Source organism: Alsobacter sp. R-9 (assembly GCF_054612375.1).
In genome coordinates this window covers 1-1,793 of the sequence record NZ_JBTSWJ010000038.1, presented here as the reverse complement: position 1 = coordinate 1,793, position 1,793 = coordinate 1, and the positions used below count along the sequence as shown (strand labels likewise).

General features: G+C 69.6%; 3 protein-coding genes and 1 tRNA gene. 3 read left to right on the top strand and 1 reads right to left on the bottom strand.

Annotated elements, in window-relative coordinates; translation table 11 throughout:
* Positions 1-425 (bottom strand): hypothetical protein (locus tag ACX9GQ_RS25000; protein ID WP_459632311.1); only part of this gene is annotated, 425 nt, incomplete at its 3' end.
* A 205-nt stretch (positions 426-630) separates the two neighbouring features.
* Here ACX9GQ_RS25000 and ACX9GQ_RS24995 point away from each other — a divergent pair.
* The 3 genes from ACX9GQ_RS24995 to ACX9GQ_RS24985 all read left to right on the top strand — a co-directional run bounded on the left by ACX9GQ_RS24995 (position 631) and on the right by ACX9GQ_RS24985 (position 1,341).
* The gene (locus ACX9GQ_RS24995; RefSeq protein ID WP_459632310.1) at positions 631-870 is read left to right on the top strand and encodes a hypothetical protein; all 240 of its coding nucleotides are present in this window, start codon (positions 631-633) and stop codon (positions 868-870) included.
* Between the two features lie 127 nt (positions 871-997).
* Positions 998-1,204 carry a hypothetical protein gene (locus tag ACX9GQ_RS24990; protein ID WP_459632309.1) on the top strand — a complete coding sequence of 69 codons (207 nt, stop codon included), beginning with the start codon at positions 998-1,000 and terminating at the stop codon, positions 1,202-1,204.
* A gap of 59 nt (positions 1,205-1,263) precedes the next feature.
* Positions 1,264-1,341 (top strand) — tRNA-Pro (locus ACX9GQ_RS24985).
* Positions 1,342-1,793 lie beyond the last annotated feature (452 nt).

The window sequence follows — 1,793 nt, the reverse complement described above, 5'->3', positions numbered from 1 at the left end:
AGCAGATGCAGCAGCAGCGACAGATGGAGCAGCAGCGCCAGCAGCAGATGCAGCAGCAACAGCAGCAGATCCAGCAGCGACAGATGGAACAGCAGCGCCAGCAGGAGATGCAGCGGCAGCAGATGATGCAGCAGCAGCGCGACCAGCAGATGCAGCAGCAGCGACAGATGGAGCAGCAGCGCCAGCAGCAGATGCAGCAGCAACAGCAGCAGATCCAGCAGAGGCAGATGGAACAGCAGCGTCAGCAGGAGATGCAGCGGCAGCAGATGATGCAGCAGCAGCGCGAGCAACAGATGCAGCAGCAGCGACAGATGGAGCAGCAGCGTCAGCAGCAGATGCAGCAGCAGCAGCAGATGATGCAGCAGCGCCAGCAGGAGATGCAGCGGCAGCAACAGCAGTTGCAGCAGCAACAACAGCAGCAGCAACAGCGCCGGGGGCCGCCTCCCGGTCAGCAGCGCAACTGCGGCGGGCCCGGTCAGCCGGCCTGCCCCTGAGGGGGCGCACGGACCTGATCGACCCCCGCTGCCCGGGCACCATGGCCGGGCCTGCGACAATCCGTCCTCGCGGCGGCGTGATCGGAGCCGCCCGTCCCACGTAGACGGGCGGGTACCGCGTCACAGGGGGATGGTCATGTCCAACATCACGGCCGGGGGATGGCAGGCGATCGGCGTGCTGCTGGCGCTCGGCGGAATCCTGCTGCTCTTCAAGTACGGCATGCCGGGCCGGATCGGCGAGGAGCCGCGCGCCGCGGCGGCCACGGGCCGCGCGGCGGAGGCCGAGGCCCACTACAGGCAGATGGGTCTCGCCGGCACCGTGATGGTGGTGCTCGGCTTCCTGATCCAGGCGATGGTGGCGCTTCTGTCCGCGTAACGGGGCGGCGGCGCCGGCCGCCTTGCGCGTCGGGCCAGGCGGGCCGGGTCTGTGCGTTCGCGCACAGCGCGTCGGTTAAGCGTCCGTTAAACGTTCGTCCGGGCGTGGTGTATCGACGGAGCAGTTCATGGGCGCCTTCCTTTTCGTGGATGTCGACGACGTCCGGCCCGGCGACCTCGTGCGGCTGCGCGACGAGGAGGACCAGGGGCTGACCGAGCCCTGCAAGGTGGTGCGGCTCGAGGCCGGCGGGTCCGTCGTCGTGGCGGAACGGGACCGCGAGCGCCCCGTCGGGCGCGAGCGCATCGGCAGTGTCGTCAGGGTCCTGTGGACCTGAAGCCGGGCTCCGCCGAGCCTGTTGCAGTTCGCCGCCCCGCCCCCTATAAGGCGCGCAGTCGGAGTGTAGCGCAGCCCGGTTAGCGCACTAGTCTGGGGGACTAGGGGTCGTGGGTTCGAATCCCGCCACTCCGACCATTCTTTCCAATGATGCAGCGTCGCCCGCCTCCTGGAGGCGGGTTTTTCGTTTGTGCCCACCGGTCCCGATCCCCTTCCGCCGCCCGCCTCCGGCGCTCCGGCCGGGGATGACGGCGGGGAGGATGGGGCCCGCAAGTCCGGTCCGGGGGAGCGGTTCCTCGGCGGTCAGCCCTCCCAGCCGTCCCTCGGCCCTTCCGGACAGCGCGGAAAGTCTCCGTGTCGCGTTCGCCCGGCAGCATCCCGCCGTCATCCCCGGCGACCGGCGCAGCCGGTCGGGAAGGGGATCCAGCCCTTGCTGGACACGCCGCACTCAGCGCGGCACTCGCCTTTTCTCCTCTCCAGACAACGTCCTTCGGCCCCGGCGCCTGTCCGGCGGGGGCTGTCGTCTGGGGCGTGTCTGGCTTTTCTGGTGTCGTCTGCGCCTGGCCTTCGGGGCGGTGCGCGGATCGGCA

Excerpts from the sequence above, each read along its gene's own strand:
- ACX9GQ_RS24990 (WP_459632309.1), top strand. The coding sequence starts at position 998 with ATGGGCGCCTTCCTTTTCGTGGATGTCGACGACGTCCGGCCCGGCGAC.
- ACX9GQ_RS24995 (WP_459632310.1), top strand. The coding sequence starts at position 631 with ATGTCCAACATCACGGCCGGGGGATGGCAGGCGATCGGCGTGCTGCTG.